Origin of the sequence: Amycolatopsis sp. NPDC001319, from assembly GCF_042896185.1 — a bacterium.
Lineage (GTDB): Bacteria > Actinomycetota > Actinomycetes > Mycobacteriales > Pseudonocardiaceae > Amycolatopsis.
In genome coordinates this window covers 228,745-243,746 of the sequence record NZ_JBIAWY010000001.1, presented here as the reverse complement: position 1 = coordinate 243,746, position 15,002 = coordinate 228,745, and the positions used below count along the sequence as shown (strand labels likewise).

14 protein-coding genes are annotated in these 15,002 nt (G+C 69.9%); 9 read left to right on the top strand and 5 right to left on the bottom strand.

Annotation, left to right across the window (positions count from 1 at the left end; genetic code table 11):
• Positions 1 to 11 precede the first annotated feature (11 nt).
• Positions 12 to 869 (bottom strand): CoA ester lyase, encoded by an 858-nt coding sequence (locus ACFY1H_RS01185; protein WP_366586058.1) that lies wholly within the window; start codon positions 867 to 869, stop codon positions 12 to 14.
• 434 nt (positions 870 to 1,303) lie between these two features.
• On the opposite strand from ACFY1H_RS01185, the gene ACFY1H_RS01180 reads away from it, so the two are divergent.
• From ACFY1H_RS01180 to ACFY1H_RS01170, 3 genes are read left to right on the top strand one after another with little or no spacing between them, the layout of a single operon-like run.
• On the top strand, positions 1,304 to 1,957 hold the full coding sequence (locus tag ACFY1H_RS01180) for a hypothetical protein (protein ID WP_366586060.1): 654 nt from the start codon (positions 1,304 to 1,306) through the stop codon (positions 1,955 to 1,957).
• A 37-nt stretch (positions 1,958 to 1,994) separates the two neighbouring features.
• Entirely contained in the window at positions 1,995 to 2,645 is a 651-nt protein-coding gene (locus ACFY1H_RS01175; protein WP_386943768.1) for an NAD(P)H-binding protein, read from the top strand.
• Between the two features lie 58 nt (positions 2,646 to 2,703).
• A complete protein-coding gene (locus tag ACFY1H_RS01170; RefSeq protein WP_366586064.1) occupies positions 2,704 to 3,648 on the top strand; it encodes a ribose-phosphate pyrophosphokinase in 945 nt (314 codons plus the stop codon).
• Here the strand turns inward: ACFY1H_RS01170 and ACFY1H_RS01165 are convergent.
• Positions 3,645 to 4,949, bottom strand: a complete 1,305-nt coding sequence (locus tag ACFY1H_RS01165; RefSeq protein ID WP_366586066.1) for a D-arabinono-1,4-lactone oxidase — start codon at positions 4,947 to 4,949, stop codon at positions 3,645 to 3,647. The genes ACFY1H_RS01170 and ACFY1H_RS01165 overlap by 4 nt on opposite strands.
• A gap of 61 nt (positions 4,950 to 5,010) precedes the next feature.
• On the opposite strand from ACFY1H_RS01165, the gene ACFY1H_RS01160 reads away from it, so the two are divergent.
• Together ACFY1H_RS01160 and ACFY1H_RS01155 are read left to right on the top strand one after the other, a co-directional pair.
• Positions 5,011 to 6,240: an amino acid deaminase/aldolase gene (locus ACFY1H_RS01160; RefSeq protein ID WP_386943765.1), complete on the top strand. Its 1,230-nt coding sequence runs from the start codon at positions 5,011 to 5,013 to the stop codon at positions 6,238 to 6,240.
• 690 nt (positions 6,241 to 6,930) lie between these two features.
• Positions 6,931 to 7,800 carry a MerR family transcriptional regulator gene (locus ACFY1H_RS01155; RefSeq protein ID WP_386943763.1) on the top strand — a complete coding sequence of 290 codons (870 nt, stop codon included), beginning with the start codon at positions 6,931 to 6,933 and terminating at the stop codon, positions 7,798 to 7,800.
• Here ACFY1H_RS01155 and ACFY1H_RS01150 read toward each other — a convergent pair.
• Complete coding sequence (locus ACFY1H_RS01150) at positions 7,773 to 8,399, bottom strand: TetR/AcrR family transcriptional regulator (RefSeq protein ID WP_220245489.1); 627 nt, start codon at positions 8,397 to 8,399, stop codon at positions 7,773 to 7,775. The two genes, ACFY1H_RS01155 and ACFY1H_RS01150, sit on opposite strands and share 28 nt — an antisense overlap.
• Before the next feature lie 176 nt (positions 8,400 to 8,575).
• On the opposite strand from ACFY1H_RS01150, the gene ACFY1H_RS01145 reads away from it, so the two are divergent.
• Both ACFY1H_RS01145 and ACFY1H_RS01140 read left to right on the top strand, forming a co-directional pair.
• Entirely contained in the window at positions 8,576 to 9,898 is a 1,323-nt protein-coding gene (locus ACFY1H_RS01145; protein ID WP_386943761.1) for a GH1 family beta-glucosidase, read from the top strand.
• Positions 9,891 to 11,156, top strand: coding sequence for an MFS transporter (locus ACFY1H_RS01140; RefSeq protein ID WP_386943759.1), 1,266 nt, complete (start codon positions 9,891 to 9,893; stop codon positions 11,154 to 11,156). The genes ACFY1H_RS01145 and ACFY1H_RS01140 overlap by 8 nt, the downstream gene beginning before the upstream one ends.
• Before the next feature lie 348 nt (positions 11,157 to 11,504).
• Here ACFY1H_RS01140 and ACFY1H_RS01135 read toward each other — a convergent pair whose 3' ends face one another.
• Positions 11,505 to 11,909 carry a hypothetical protein gene (locus tag ACFY1H_RS01135; protein WP_360598643.1) on the bottom strand — a complete coding sequence of 135 codons (405 nt, stop codon included), beginning with the start codon at positions 11,907 to 11,909 and terminating at the stop codon, positions 11,505 to 11,507.
• 13 nt (positions 11,910 to 11,922) lie between these two features.
• Complete coding sequence (locus ACFY1H_RS01130) at positions 11,923 to 12,267, bottom strand: hypothetical protein (protein ID WP_366586077.1); 345 nt, start codon at positions 12,265 to 12,267, stop codon at positions 11,923 to 11,925.
• 319 nt (positions 12,268 to 12,586) lie between these two features.
• Between ACFY1H_RS01130 and ACFY1H_RS01125 the strand changes: the two genes are divergently transcribed.
• Together ACFY1H_RS01125 and ACFY1H_RS01120 are read left to right on the top strand one after the other, a co-directional pair.
• Positions 12,587 to 13,984, top strand: a complete 1,398-nt coding sequence (locus ACFY1H_RS01125) for a helix-turn-helix transcriptional regulator (protein ID WP_366586079.1) — start codon at positions 12,587 to 12,589, stop codon at positions 13,982 to 13,984.
• The gene (locus ACFY1H_RS01120; protein ID WP_386943756.1) at positions 13,944 to 14,873 is read left to right on the top strand and encodes a phosphotransferase family protein; all 930 of its coding nucleotides are present in this window, start codon (positions 13,944 to 13,946) and stop codon (positions 14,871 to 14,873) included. Before ACFY1H_RS01125 ends, ACFY1H_RS01120 begins: the two co-directional genes overlap by 41 nt.
• Positions 14,874 to 15,002 lie beyond the last annotated feature (129 nt).

The window sequence follows — 15,002 nt, the reverse complement described above, 5'->3', positions numbered from 1 at the left end:
CCACCTGGGACTCAGCTGCCGACCGCCTCGGCCAGCGCCAGCACCCGCTGCGCTTCCTCCACGTGGAGGTTCTCGATCATCCGCCCGTCCACCGTCACCACGCCGCGGCCGGCCGCGCGGGCCTCGTCGAAGGCCGCGATCACGCGGCGCGCGTGGTCGACGTCCGCGGGGGACGGGGAGAAGATCCGGTTGCACGGCTCCAGCTGCGACGGGTGGATCAGCGTCTTGCCGTCGAAGCCGAAGTCGCGGCCCTGGCGGCATTCGGTCTCGAAACCCGAAGCGTCCTTCACGTCGTTGTACACGCCGTCGAGGATGACCTTGCCGGTCGCGCGGGCGGCGAGGACGGCGGCCGACAACGCGGAAAGCAGCGGCCAGCGGCCCGGGATGAAGGCGGCGTGCAGCTCCTTCGTCAGGTCGTTCGTGCCCATCACGAGCACGGTGAGCCGGGGCGACGCGGCGGCGATCTCCTCCGCGTGCAGGATCGCGACGGGCGTTTCCAGCATCGCCCAGATCTTCGTCGTCTCGGGCGCGCCGCCGAGCTCCAGGGCGCGCTCGATGTTGTGCACCTCGCCCGCCGAGTTCACCTTCGGCACGACCACGGCGGCGGGGCCGGCGGACGAGGCGGCGCGCAGGTCGGCGTCGTGCCACTCGGTGTCGAGGCCGTTGACGCGGATGGCCACCTCGCGCGTCCCGTAGTTCCCGAGCGCGGCACACACCCGCTCGCGCGCGGCTTCCTTCGCGTCCGGCGCGACGGCGTCCTCGAGGTCGAGGACGAGCGCGTCGGCCGGCAGGGTCTTGGCCTTCTCGAGCGCGCGTTCGTTGGCGCCCGGCATGTAGAGCACCGATCGGCGGGGCCGGATCTGCGTCATGCTCGCTCCTCACGCGACTGGACTCGAGGGGACTCGACGAGTCGTCAAACCCTAATCCGGGCCCGTGTGACACCGCTGCGGCGAAGGTCACCGCCAACCGGGTGACCCCCTCCCACCTGCGACGTCCACAGTGGAACACCGCCCGGTTGCGCCGAACGGCGTAACGCGCTGGACTCTTTGCCACGCGGGCGTCCCGGTCCGTGGGTAGCCGTTCGTAGGCGGTCCGTAACGCCACTCATCCCCGGCTCACTCGCTTGGCGGCACCGTCGGGCCGAAGTCCACCGACCGCCTACCGACCGGTCACCGACCGCTGAGCGCCGCCGATCGCAGCCACTCGCGCAACGTGAAGACCCCGTGCCGCCGCACTGGTACTCAAGTCATGTGCCCGTTTCACAAGGCACACAGGGGTACAGGTTGTTGAAGGAGGCGGACTCGTGGCGGCTACACCTCAGAACACCGAGCGCTCGACGGTCGCCGGCGGCGCGAAGCGCAGCCGGTCGATGCCGAGCCGGGTGGTGCCGCCGATCGAGCTCCCCGCGAGCGTCGACGAGCTGGCGCGCAAGGCCGCGGCCCTTCTGGGCTGGAACGGCGTTGTGCTGCCCGAGGCGACCCTGCTCGGCCGCAAGGTCAGCATCGTCGCCCGGCTTCGTACCGACGTGCACGCGGAGCGGATCGCGATGGGTGTCGGTCCCGTCGCCGATCGCGCCACCGTCGACTGCTGGACCTGGCCAGAGCTGGCTGCGACCGCACCCGCGCCGGCCGCCGAGATCATCGGCGTCCTCGCGGTCGCACGGCACTGGCGGACCGCGATGGCCTCCGCGGTTCCGTTCGCACGTTACGGCGAGGCCGCGATGGTTCTCCCATCGCCTGCCGTACTGACGGAAGACTACGTGGCGAACTGCCTGCCGCGCGCTCGCGCGTACGGGCTCGGTATCGCCACCGCCGACCCCCACGCCCAGGTCGACCTCGACCTCGAGGGCCGCACCGAGCGCATCCTCCTCGCCGAGGACCCCGTGTCGCGCTGGGTCAACGAAATGGCGTACGACCTGCTGCTGCGCACCGCCGAAGTCCCCGCCGACGTCGACTGACCTGCATCGGGCCCCGGACCGGACTACCGTCGGGATCATGCGAGTCGTCATTGCCGGTGGACACGGCCAGATCGCCCTTCGTCTCGAGAAGCTGCTGTCCGAGCGGGGTGATCAGCCCGTCGGGATCGTGCGCAACCCCGATCACGAGGGCGACCTGCTCGCGGCCGGCGCCGAGACCGTGGTGCTCGATCTGGAGCAGTCCGATGTGGACGCGGTCGCCGGGGTCCTCCGCGGGGCCGACGCGGCGGTGTTCGCCGCGGGCGCCGGGCCGGGCAGTGGCGAGGCGCGTAAGGACACCGTCGACCGCGCGGCCGCGGCGCTGTTCGCCGAGGCGGCCCAGAGCGCGGGCGTCCGACGGTTCATCCAGATCGGCTCCATGGGCGCCGACACTCCTGACGCACCGGGCCTCGACCCCGTTTTCCGCGCGTACCTGCACGCGAAGGCGGCGGCGGAGGAAGACCTGAAGGCCCGCGATCTCGACTGGACGATCCTGCGTCCCGGCGCGCTGACCAACGAGTCCGGCACCGGCAACGTCAAGATCGCCCCCAAGACGGGCCGCGCCGCCGTGCCGCGGGAAGACGTGGCCGCGGTGGTCGTCGCCCTGCTCGACGCGCCGTCGACCGCGCGCCGCACCCTTGAGCTGATCTCCGGTGAGGACACGATCCCGACCGCGATCTCGGCCCTCTGACCTGCACCTCTAGGATTGGATCCGTAACCACCGGACCAGTCGAACGGGGAATCCTTCCTTGCGGGACATCGCGGTTTTCAGCGGTAGCGCTCATCCCGAACTCGCGGCGGAGATCTGCACCCACCTCGGTGTGCCGCTGCTCCCGGTGCAAGTCGAACGTTTCGCCAACGACTGCCTCCAGGTGCAGCTGCAGGCAAACTGCCGCGAACGCGACGTGTTCATCATCCAGCCGCTGGTGAAGCCGGTGCAGGAGCACCTGGTGGAGCTGCTGCTGATGCTCGACGCGGCGCGCGGCGCGTCGGCGGCCCGCATCTCCGTGGTGATGCCGCACTACGCGTACGCGCGCTCGGACAAGAAGGACGCGCCGCGCATCTCCATCGGCGGCCGGCTCGTGGCCGACCTCATGGTCACCGCCGGCGCCGACCGCGTGCTCGCGATGACGCTGCACTCGCCGCAGGTCCACGGCTTCTTCTCGGTGCCCGTCGACCACCTGCACGCGCTGCACGAGCTGGCGCGCCACTTCCGGCAGTACGACCTGTCCAACGCCACCGTCGTCTCGCCCGACCTGGGCAACGCGAAGGAGGCGGCGCACTTCGCGCGGCTGCTCGGCGCGCGTGTCGCGTCGGGCACCAAGCAGCGCTACGCCGACGACCGCGTGGAGATCACGTCGGTGATCGGCGACATCACCGGCCGCGACGTGATCGTGCTCGACGACGAGATCGCGCGCGGCAGCACCGTGCTGGAGCTGCTCGACCGCCTGCGGGAGCTGAAGCCGCGCACGATCCGCGTCGCCTGTACCCACGGGTTGTTCGCCGACAAGGCGATCGACCGGATCGGCAGCCAGGAAGACGTGCTGGAGATCGTCTGCACCAACACGGTGCCGGTCGCGGTCGAGGAGCGCAGCGAGAAGCTGAAGATCCTTTCGATCGCGCCGGCGATGGCCGAGGCGATGCGGCGGATCCACAACGGCGAATCGGTCAGCTCGCTGTTCGAGCCGATCTAGGCCGGCCCGAGCACCCGGTCCAGGTACGTGTTGGTGAACGTGCCGGCCGGGTCGCACTCCTTGCGCACGCGCAGGAAATCGTCGAAGTGCGGGTAGCGCGTGCGCAGGGTGTGGGAGTCGAGGTCGTGCATCTTGCCCCAGTGCGGGCGGCCGCCGACCTGGGCGACGATCGCCTCGAAGCCCGCGAAGTACTCGCGGTAGGGCATGCCGACGAACTGGTGGATGGCGATGTAGGCGGAGTCGCGACCGTTCGCCGTGGACAGCCAGATGTCGTCGGCCGCGGCCACGCGCACCTCGACGGGGAACATCACCGGGTTCTCGAGCCGCGGCACGAGCGCGCGCAGCTCGGCGAGCACGTCGAGCAGTGATTCACGTGGAACCGCGTATTCCGACTCGACGAACCGCACGCCGCGGTGCGTCACGAACACGCGGTGCGAGAGGTCGCTGTACTCGCGCGCCGAAAGCACCTGTGCGGCGAACCCGCCGAGCGGCTGCACGAGCTTCGGCACGGCGCGGCCGAGCCGGCAGATGCCGCCGAAGGCAACGTTCTCCGTGAGCTCGTAGTCCACGAACTGGCGCACCTTCGACAGGGGCTTGCGCTCGGTGCCGAGCGGCTGCCGGTTGTTGCGCTTGACCAGGGCGTTCTTGCCGTAGGGGAACCAGTAGAACTCGAAGTGGTCGCACGCGGCGGCGAACTCGTCGAAGCCTTCGAGCACCTGCTCCAGCGGCTCGGGCCGTTCCTGCGCGGTCAACACGAACGAGGGTTCACACTGCAGGGTGACGGTGGTGATCACGCCGAGGGCGCCGAGGCCGACGCGGGCGGCGTTGAACAGGTCCGGGCGTTCGTCGGCGGAGCAGGTGACGACCGAGCCGTCGGCGAGCACGAGCTGCAGCCCGACGATCTGCGCCGAGATGCCGCCGAAGCGCGCGCCGGTGCCGTGGGTGCCGGTGGAAATCGCGCCGGCGATGGTCTGTGCGTCGATGTCACCGAGGTTCGTCATGGCCAGGCCGAGGCCGTCGAGCTCAGCGTTGAGCTGCTTGATCGTGGTTCCGGCGCGCACGGTCACGCGGTGCGTTTCGAGGTCGGCCGTCTCGATGCCGGTCCAGCGCGTGAGGTCGAGCGCGTCGCTGTGGGCGACGGCGATGGCCGTGAAGGAGTGGCCGCTGCCCCACGGCCGCACGCGGCGCCCGGCGTCGGCGATGCCGCTCACGACTTCGGCGATCTCGGCCGTGCTGCGGGGCCGGTGCACCCGTTGCGGGGAGGCCTTGGCGGTGCCGGCCCAGTTGCTCCACGGAGTCATCGCGCACCTTGTCGTCGCTGAGCTGAGTGTCGTTGAAGGTAGCTGGTGGAACAGTAAGTGAATGAGATTCGCGTTTCAAGCGTTGTTGTCGTACCGTAAGTCCGTGACCACCTCTCCGAACGGCTACGACCTCGCGACGAAGGACCTCGATCCACCCTTCGCGATCGTCGACCTCGACGCGTTCGACGCGAACGCGGACGACCTGCTGCGCCGCGCCGCCGGCAAGCCGATCCGGGTGGTCAGCAAGTCGGTCCGGTGCCGCTACCTGCTGGAACGCGTCCTCGCGCGCGACGGCTTCGAGGGCCTGATGTGCTACTCGCTCGCCGAAGCCGTGTGGCACGTGGAGCAGGGCACCTCGCGCGACATCGTCGTGGCCTACCCGACGGCCGACCACGAGGCGCTGCGCCGCCTCGCCGCGTCGGACGAAGCGCGCGCGGCCATCACGATCATGGTGGATTCCGCGGAGCACCTGGACCTCGTCGACGCCGCCCTCGGCCACGGCCACCCGGACATCCGCGTGTGCCTCGAATTGGACGCGTCGTGGCGCCCCCTGCCCGGCGTCCACGTCGGCACACGGCGTTCGCCGGTGTTCACCGTGAAACAAGCCGTGTCCTTCGCCCGCGAAATCGCCGCGCGGCCGGGCTTCGTGCTCAAGGGCCTGATGGCCTACGAAGGCCAGATCGCCGGCCTCGGCGACGCGGCGGGCAGCGGCGTGTCCAACTCCGTGATCGGCTGGATGCAGCGCCGCTCGGCCGCCGAGATCTCGCGCCGCCGCGGCGCCGTCGTCCGCGCCGTGCGCGACATCGCCGACCTCGAGTTCGTCAACGGCGGCGGCACCGGCAGCATCGAAACGACCGGCGCGGAACCCGCCGTCACCGAAATCGCCGCCGGCTCAGGCCTCGTCGCGCCGACGCTGTTCGACGGCTACTCCCGCTTCCACCCGCGCCCCGCCGCGCTGTTCGCCCTGCCCGTCGTCCGCCGCCCGGCCCGCGACGTCGCCACGCTATTCGCCGGCGGCTACATCGCCTCGGGCCCCGCGGGCGCCTCGCGCGTGCCCTCGCCTTACCTCCCGGCCGGCCTGAAACTCCTGAGCTTCGAAGGCGCCGGCGAGGTCCAAACCCCGGTCACCGGCCCCGCCGCCCGCACCCTGCGCCTCGGCGACCGCGTCTGGCTGCGCCACGCCAAGGCCGGCGAACTCGCCGAACGCTTCGACACCTACCACCTCCTGCGAGGCGACCAACTCGACCGCACCGTCCCGACCTACCGCGGCGAACACAAGAACTTCGGCTGACGGCACCACCACAACCTGGAACTCGTCCTCGTATACCACCTGCCCCGGCGCGGGTGACTCAACGCGCTCACACCCGACCCCGTGCGCGTCGAGGATCTCCAAGTACCCGCGAACCCGCGCGACGAACTCCTCCGCCCCCACCTTGAACCACGCCGCCGCACCGGGCCGCTCGTACACCCCGGGATCCGCCTTGGCGGGATTGGGGAAATTGGCGTCGTACCAATCATTCGAGGCCCGCCGGAACGCCTCCTGCCCCTCGGACAGCCGCCCCGCCTTCGCGAGCCCATTCACCAAGCCGAACACGCCGGTGAACCCACCCCGCCGGTTGCGGGTCGTGCTCTGAAACCTCACGAACACCACAACTGCCCCGCTCCGCGCCGCCGAAAAGTCGCCTGGCTCCGCGCCGGCTACACCTCCGCTGGCCGTCGCTCCGCCGCGCCGATGTACCAGCCCTCCGCCCCGCAGCGCCGCCGACCAACCCCCCAGCAACAACCCTGTTGCCCGCCCACCCCGGCGGAGACAAACCCCCGCCCACCACGGGGGGACGCCCCGATCCCATTCTACCGGCCGGAAGTCGCGCCAAGGCCGCAAAAGCCGAGTTGTCCACAGCGGACACAAGTTGTGGACAACTCCTGTGGACAAACCGAAACCCTTGCGCCTCCCACCGGAGGAGCAGGCACGCTTGTCCCCGTGGAAGACGACGAACTTCTCTCCATCGGCGAGCTGGCCCGGCGAACCAAGCTGTCCGTCAAGGCGGTCCGTTACTACTCCGACCTCGGGCTGGTCCCCACCAACGGTCGGGATTCGGCCGGACGTCGGCGGTACAGCCCGGACGCCGCGAAAAGGCTCGGCGTGATCCGGGCTTTGAGAGCGCTCGGCGTCGGGCTGAAGACCATTCGAGCCGTCGTCGGACACGAAACCGAGCTGAGCGAGGTCGCGGCCGGAGAGGCTCAGGCGATCGGCGAAACGATCAAAGTGCTCCAGTTGCGGCGCGCGGTTCTCCTGGCCGTCGCGCGCAACGGGGTCGGCTGGGAGGAAGTCGAGATGGTGCATGAGCTGGCCGCGATGTCGGTGCAAGAGCGGCGGAAGCTGATCGGTGAGTTCCTCGACGAGGTCTTCGGCGGCCTCGACGCGTCGCAAGCGGGCATCAAACGCACCCTCACCCCGGAGCTGCCCGACGAGCCCACCCCCGACCAAGTCGACGCCTGGGTCGAGCTGGCCGAGCTCACCCAGGACCCGGACTTCCGCGCCGCACTCCACGACCTGGCCGCCGCCCAGCCCCGCACGCGGATCCCGGCCAAAGACGTCATCGCCGAAGTGGCCGGGATCAACCAAGAAGCAGATCCCAGAGGGCCGGAAGGCGCCCAAGCCCTCAGGCGCATCAACCCGACCCGGCAAGACCTGGCGCGCATCAAGCAAGCCCAAGACCCCCGCCGAGACCGCTACCTCCGGCTACTCGCCACCGTCAACGGCTGGGCCGCACCAACGCCACTCACGCCGGCCCTCGAGTGGTTCGAAACGGCCACCCGCCATCACTCGCCGAACTTGCTCGCCAAGTAGCCCTTCACCACGTGCTTGGCCTCCGCCACGATCCGCTCGTCGCCCTGCGGGTCGCGGCGGAAGGCCAGCTTCAGCAGTGCGTCGGCGGTCTCGTTGGCGATGGCGATGGCGAACCGGAGCTCGTCCGCCGGGCGGTCGACCTGCACGCGCAGGATGTCCACCAGCGAGTCGACGATCACGGAGTTGTTGTCGCGCTCCTCGTCGAGGAGCTGGACGTCGATGACGTCACCGAAGTGGACCTTGGAGAAGCCCGGGACCTCGCGGTGCATCCGCAGGTAGATGTCGAGCACGGAGTCGACGATGTTCCACCAGTGCTCGGGGTTGAGCTCCTTCAGCCGCTCGTTCACGGCGGCCACGAAACGCTCCAGGTTGCGCTGCGTCAGCGCCTGGACGACGGCCCGCTTGTCGGGGAAGAACTGGTACAGCGAGCCCACCGCGACGTTCGCGCGTTTGGCGATCAGCGTGGTCGTCAGCGCGTCGTAGCCGAGCTCGTCGATGAGCTGCGCGCTGGCGTCGAGCATCTGCTCCACGCGCTTGGCGCTGCGCTGCTGCACGGGCTTGCGCCGCAGCGGAGTTGTCTCCGCCTGGGTCTCCGACACTGTCGTTCCTCGGTCCTTCTCGCTTCCCTGTTCCGCCGGTGCCGGCGGAACCACTCGTCTGATCTGGGACTTTAGCGCCCTTGTGGGCTTCCCCCTGGACGAGTGACGACCTAGCATATGAGAACTTTTCACGTTCACCCGACCGGGTGGCCGGATGAGAAAGGTGTGTTCCGCCGGTGGACTATCCGACCTTCCCGCCCGAATTCCTGTGGGGTGTCTCGACCTCGGCGTTCCAGATCGAAGGCGCCACGGCCGAAGCCGGCCGCGGACCGTCCATCTGGGACACCTTCACCGCGACCGACGGCAAGATCGCCCGCGGTGAGGACGCCAAGGTAGCGGCGGACCACTACCACCGCTACTCCGAAGACATCGCCCTGATGGCGGAACTCGGGGTGGGCGCCTACCGGATGTCCATCGCCTGGCCGCGCATCCAGCCGACCGGCACCGGCAAACCCAACGCCGAAGGCCTCGCCTTCTACGACAAGCTCATCGACGACGTCTGCGCCGCCGGCATCGCGCCCGCCGTCACGCTGTACCACTGGGACACGCCCCAGGCGCTCGAAGACGACGGCGGCTGGCTCAACCGCGACACCGCCCACCACTTCGCCGAATACGCCGCCATCCTCGGCGAACGCTTCGCCGACCGGGTGAAACTGTGGATCCCGCTCAACGAGCCCATGGTCATGTCGATCTACGGCTACGGCATCGGCGAGTACGCGCCCGGCCGGTTCCTCCTGCTCGACGCCCTCCCGACGGCCCACCACCAGAACCTCGCCCACGGCCTCGCCACCCAGGCGCTGCGGGCCGCCGGTGCCGAGAGCGTCGGCACGGCCAACAACCACTCACCCATCTGGCCCGCCGACGAAGACGACGAAACCGAAGCCGCCAAAACCTGGCTCGACGCCCTCCTCAACCGCACCTTCGCCGACCCGGTCCTGCTCGGCAGCTATCCCGAGCAGATCCACCCCCACCTGCCCGGCGGCTTCGAAAAAGACCTGACCACGATCCACCAGCCGCTCGACTTCTACGGCGTCAACTACTACGAGCCCCAAGGCGTCGCGGCACCCGGCGAGGGGAATCCCCTTCCGTTCGAGCTGCGCCCGGTCGAGGGTTACCCGGTGACCACCAACGACTCGCCGATCGTGCCCCAGGGCCTGCACGAGCTGCTGGTGTCGTTCCAAGACCGCTACCGAGAGCACCTCGCGCCCGTCTACATCACCGAAAACGGCTGCAGCTTCGCCGACGCACCCGACGAACACGGCCAGGTCCACGACCCCGAACGCATCGACTTCCTCGACGGCCACCTCCGGGCCCTGCGCGAAGCGATGAACGCCGGCGTCGACGTGCGCGGCTACTTCGTCTGGTCCCTGCTCGACAACTTCGAGTGGTCCAAGGGCTACGCACCCCGCTTCGGGCTCGTGCACGTGGACTACGAGACTCAGCGCCGCACACCGAAGGACTCCTTCGCCTGGTACCGAAAGCTGGTCCGCCATGAGTGACACGACCACCAACCGGCTTCCGGCGGCGCTGGCCGAACCCGTCGCGCGGGTGCGGCCGAGCTGGATGAGCCTGCTGTTCTTCGCGAACATCGCGATGTGGCTGGGGATCTACGCGCCGATCCAGGTCCTGCTGCCGCAGCAGGCCGAGCTGCTCGACGCCGCGAACAAGGAAACGGTGTTCGGCGTGGCCACGGGCGTCGGCGCGGCGGTGGCGCTCGTCGCGAACCCGCTGGTCGGCCTGCTGTCCGACCGCACGGTCTCGCGCTTCGGCCGCCGCCACCCGTGGACCGTCCTGGGTGCCGTCCTCGGCGCGGCCGGGCTGCTGGTGCTGGCCGAGGCGCCCAACGTCGTCGTGATGACCATCGGCTGGTGCCTCGTGCAGGCCGGGCTCAACGGCATGCTGGGCGCCACGCTCATGTGCGGCATCGCCGACCGCGTCCCGGTCGGGCAGCGCGCGCAGGTCGGTGGGCTCGTCGGCATCGCGCAGATGCTCGGCACGGTGCTCGGCGCCGTGGTGGTCGTGGTGATGCTCGACGTGGCGGGCCTGCCGCTGGGGTACGCGGTGTGCGCGGTGATCGTGCTCGGCGGGGCCGGCGCGTTCGTGTTCCGCACGCCCGACGCGCGCCTGCCCCGGGAGTTCCGGTCCAGCACGCGGTTCCGGCGGTTCCTCAACGACCTGTGGGTGTCGCCGCGCAAGCACCCGGACTTCGCGTGGGCCTGGGGCTGTCACTTCATGATCAACCTGGGCAACGCGTTCGGCACGCTGTTCCTGCTGTTCTTCCTCAAGGACGCGGTGCACTACCCGTCGCCGGAAGACGGGCTGCTCATCATGATGGGCCTCTACGGCGTGGCGCTGGTGATCGGCGCCGTGCTGGCCGGGCACTTCTCGGACAAGTCGGGCCGCCGCAAGCCGTACGTCCTGGCGTCCTCGGCCGTGATGGCGATCGCCGCGCTGCTGCTGGTGGTGTGGCAGACGTGGCCGGCGGCGCTGATCGCTTCGCCGCTGCTGGGCATCGGGTTCGGTGTGTACATGGCCGTGGCGCTGGCGATGCTCACGCAGGTGCTGCCGGTCGCGCAGAACCGGGCGAAGGACCTCGGCGTGGTGAACATCGCCGGTTCGCTGCCCCAGGTCGTGGCACCGCTGCTGACGACGTTGATCCTCAAGTTCCTCGGCGGCTACCCGGCGCTGTTCGGGGCGGCGGCGCTGGCGACGGTCCTCGCGGGTGTGCTCGTCACGCGAGTGAAAGCCGTGCGGTGATCAGTCCGGTAACCAGAGTGGTAATCGGGCAAACCCGATAACTCCGGGAAGTGGAACCGCGGGCCGGTGCCGGTCGGGGGAGGGGAGTGCAACGGCACCGGCCCGCGGAGTTTGTGGTCGTAGCCAGGGAGTTGGCCCGGCTGCGATGATCTTCAACCTAGCGGCGGATTTCGCCGTCCGCTAGAGCTTGCCGTGATAATTTTCGATTAATCGCGATGGGGACTGGGGTAACCGGGGCTGGTTCGCCTCGCTCGGGGGGACGGACGAACCAGCCCGCGGCCACGGCGAGAGTGCCGGTGCCGGTCCGACCGGGGCAGTCGGGTCCGGGGCTCGCTCGCCTGCTCGGGATCAGGCCGTGACGGCCCGGGGGTTCACCAGCGCGTGGCGGCCGGTGGTTTCGGCGGGCGTCGCGCGCCGCGCCTGGTTCGGGACGCGGCGACGGCTCGCACGGCCCTCGTCCTGCGTGCGGGCCTGCGGAGCGAGGCCGCCGGCGACGAGGTGCTCGTGCGCCACCTGCCACACCGAGCACGGCGCCTTGCAGCGGTGCCACCGGGTGGAGCACGTGGGGCAGTCACCACGCTCGTCGGGCTCGTGGGCCTGCAGCATCGCCCGCCAGCCTTCGGTCAGGCGCGGCAGTTCGGAGCGGGCCACCGAGACGAGCGACTGGGCGTCGGCGCGGGTCGCCAGGTCGGACAGCATGTCGAGGCGTTCCCAGACCGCGTTGCGGAGGACCTGCCCGAGTACCTGATCCATGGAGAGCTCACCGTTACCTTTCCGCCATTTTGGCGGCTTCGTTGAGAGCGGCCCTGAGCTGGCCGAGCTGACCGGATGTCAGGCGAGCGGTCTCACCGGGAGGCGAAACGACGACGACCTGGTCGTTCTCCACGAACACCGTCACCGCGCGCTCGCGGCTGATGAGGTCGCCGCACTGCACGCGCCACACCAGCTGTCCGCCTTCGTAGTGACGGACACCCGCGGTGCGGGGGTCGGCCGCGGCGGAGGGGGTGACCGGCCGGGTCGCGGTCGCGATTCCCGGCACGCCCGGGGCGGGCCGCAAGGGCCGCATCGCGGTCCCGGCATGTCCTCCTGCGAGCGAGTCAACGAACTCCACTGGCCCTCCACCGCTCTCTCGTCCCTGTGTGCACCTTGCGAGATGCACATCCGCGTCGTCGCCGGTCTCCCGGTCTTCGTCGCTCTCCGTGATCGCTACCGGTGTCCGGGCGGTGACGGAGATCTGACAACTACAGTGAAGTGAAACCGAGTGCGATAGAAGGTCGAAACCGCGTCATAGCGGTGACCGGGCGGGGTTCCACGGTAAGCGGTCAGTGGAGTTCGGCCGGGCCGATCAGACACACTGTCTGCTCGGTTCACATGCTTCTCGAGGTGTGCTTAGTCTGCTTCCGACGCCCAACGGACGGTGAGGGGTCGTTATGGACGCCAGTGCTGGCGACAGTGTTTCCGGTGGCACCGATGCCCGGCAGGGCAGCCCGGTTCCGCCCGATGCCTGGGAACAGCCGGAGATGCGCTCGGCGCTGGCGGCCCGGGAGGTCAGCGCGGTGTACCGCCTGTTGCGCAAGCACGGTGTCTCGCAGCGCCAGATCGCCGCGATGACCGGCCAGTCGCAGTCCGAGGTGTCGGAGATCCTCAAGGGTCGCCAGGTCATGGCCTACGACGTGCTCACGAGAATCGCCGACGGCCTGGGTGTCCCCCGTGGATACATGGGTCTCGCGTACGACGAGACCACGGCGATACGGGTCGTCGGTTCGTCCGACGGCCGGCAGGCTGAGGAGGACGAGTCCGTGAAGCGACGGAGGTTCCTCGCGCACGCCGCCCAGGTCACGATGGGTGCGGCGGTGTTCGGTCAGGAATCGGGGACGTGGTCCGCGGCCCCCGCGCGAACGCCCGCACCCGGGCGCATCGGCACGACCGACGTCCGCCAGGTGGAGGCGGCGACGAGGGCGCTTCGCGCGCTCGACTACCAGTACGGTGGCGGGTTCTGCCGCGACGCCGTGGTGGCGCAGCTGTCCTGGGGCCAGCAGATGCTCGAGTCCACCGCGACCGAAGCGGTGAAGCAGCGCCTGTTCGTCGCGCTCGCCGACCTGCACAGCCTCGCCGGCTGGACCTCGTTCGACACCGGCCTGATGGACTCCGCCCGCGGCCACTTCGCCAACGCGCTCGACCTGGCCAAGCAGGGTGACAGCCACCCGCTCGTCGCCAACGTCCTCTACCGCATGGGCCGCGTCTACCTGCACAACGACGCCCCCAACGACGCGCTGAAGCTCTTCCAGCTCGGCCAGATCGCCGCCCAGGAGTCGGGTTCCGAGCTCGCCGTCGCGGTGCTCTGCGCCAACGAGGCCTGGGCCTACGCGATGATGGGCAACGAGGAGCAGGCCACGAAGCTGCTCGGCCGCAGCAAGGACGAGTTCGCGCGCGCCGACATCGCCAACGCCGAGTCGTGGGTGAAGTTCTTCAACGAGACCGACGTCTACGCGATGACCGGCACCGTGCACACCGTGCTGGCGCAGAAGAACCCCGAGCACACCAAGTACGCCATCCCGGCCCTGACCAGGGCCGTCGACTCCTACACCGACGACATGGCGCGCAGCAAGACGTTCATGCTCAGCGCGCTGGCCACCAACCACCTGCTCGACGGCGATCTCGACCACGGCGCCAAGGTGGGCAGCAAGGCCATCGACTACGCCGAGAGCATCAAGTCGGAGCGCGTGAAGGACCGCCTGCGCCCGCTGCAGGTGGAGGCCGAGCGTCGACGCAACAACGGTGACGCCCGTGATCTCGCCGACCGGCTCAAGATCTTCTACGCCGCCTGACGTCGGCGGCCGGTTCACGCCCGCGAAGCTGCGGGAAGCGCTGACCGAAACGTGCGCGTTGCTGGGCCTGGACCCGGCCGGCGCGCGGCTGCTGCGGTTCACCAACAACGCGGTGTACGTGCTGGCCACGGCCCCGGTCGTGGTCCGGATCGTCGGCTCGACCAGGCTTCGGCACCGCGTCGGCACGGTCGTGTGCGTCGCGGAGCACTTCGCGCGCCATGACATTCCCGCGATCCGCCTGCTGGAAGGCATCGGCCAGCCCATGCACGCCGGGGCGCACCTGGTCACGGCGTGGCACGAGGTCCCGTCCGTCGGGCGCCCGCCCACGCCCGCCGACCTGGCCGGGCTGCTGCGCCGGGTCCACGCGCTGCCGCCGCCCGCCGGGCTCGCCGAGTGGGCGCCGTTCGACGCGGTGCGCGCCCGGGTGTCCGACGCCGAGGAGCTCGCCGACGACGACCGGCGGTTCCTGCTGGAGCGCTGCGCCGAGGTCGAGGCGCAGCTGGCCGAGCTGGACTTCCCGCTGGCCAGAGGCTTCGTCCACGGCGACGCCTACCCCGGCAACGTGATTCCCGGCCCGGACGGCCCCGTGCTGTGCGACTTCGACTCGTCCTGCGTCGGCCCGCCGGAGTGGGATCTCACGCCGCTGGCCGTGGGCCGTGAGCGGTTCGGGGACCCGCCGGGCCGCTACGAGGAGTTTTCCCGCGCGTACGGCTTCGACGTCACGGCCTGGTCGGGCTTCCCGGTGCTGCGCGCCGTGCGCGAGCTGAAGCTCACCACCAGCGTGCTGCCGATCCTGCGCAGCCACCCGCAGGTGCGCCCCGAGCTGCACCGCCGTCTCGACGACCTCCGCCACGGCCGCACGGCCGCCGGCTGGACGCGCTACCGCTGACCGGCACTAGTGGCCCGCGCCACATTCATGAGCTGCTGCACGTGCATTCGACGCCTGAAGAGGACCACTCGTCGCTTCCCCGAAGATCGCTTGCGGGGTCTCCGCGCCAGTAGAAAATTCGGTGCGGCC